1 protein-coding gene is annotated in these 696 nt (G+C 65.2%); it reads left to right on the top strand.

Annotation, left to right across the window (positions count from 1 at the left end; translation table 11 throughout):
- Positions 1-49 precede the first annotated feature (49 nt).
- Positions 50-589, top strand: coding sequence for a dUTP diphosphatase (gene dut, locus K789_RS0104970; RefSeq protein ID WP_024365793.1), 540 nt, complete (start codon positions 50-52; stop codon positions 587-589).
- The last annotated feature ends 107 nt before the right edge of the window (positions 590-696 follow it).

Here is a 696-nt window from a genome sequence, read left to right as displayed (position 1 = left end):
CCGGCCGCGGCTAGGCCGATCTTCCCCGCGGGCGTTAGAGTGAGGGACTGTGACTGAAGAAACGACTGCAGTGGACGCCGCCGAAGCAACGCCGGCAGGCATGCCGGAAGCGCAGCAAGCGGCAGAGTACGGAACCCCCACCCTCACGGTTAAGCTGAAGATGCTCGACGACGGCCTGGAACCGCCGTCGTATGCGCACCCCGGCGACGCCGGAGCTGACCTGCGCGCCCGCGAGGATGTTGTGCTGGCACCGGGGGAGCGCCGGCTGGTCCCCACCGGCGTTTCCATTGCCCTCCCCGACGGATTTGTGGCGCTGATCCACCCGCGGTCCGGGCTCGCGACCAAGCACGGACTCACCGTGGTGAACGCACCCGGAACCGTCGACGCCGGCTACCGCGGAGAAATTGCGGTGACGCTGTTGAATACAGATCGCCACCATGCGATTGAACTCAAACGCGGCGATAGAATTGCACAAATGGTTATTCAGCGCGTGGAGTACGCCCGGTTCCTGCCGGTCCAGGACCTCGGCGGTTCGGTTCGCGGCGGCGGAGGCTTCGGATCCACCGGCGGTTTCGGCGTGCCGGTCTGACCGGAAACCTGCGGTACCCGCAGTATTTACCAGGGACTTATGAACAGGACCCGTTTGCAGGACGAAGCAGCCGACTGCATGAAACAGCATGAGACGGCAGCCGCCCC

Origin of the sequence: Arthrobacter sp. TB 26 (genome assembly GCF_000427315.1) — a bacterium.
Classification (GTDB): domain Bacteria; phylum Actinomycetota; class Actinomycetes; order Actinomycetales; family Micrococcaceae; genus Arthrobacter.
This window is presented reverse-complemented; position numbering and strand designations above follow the sequence as displayed.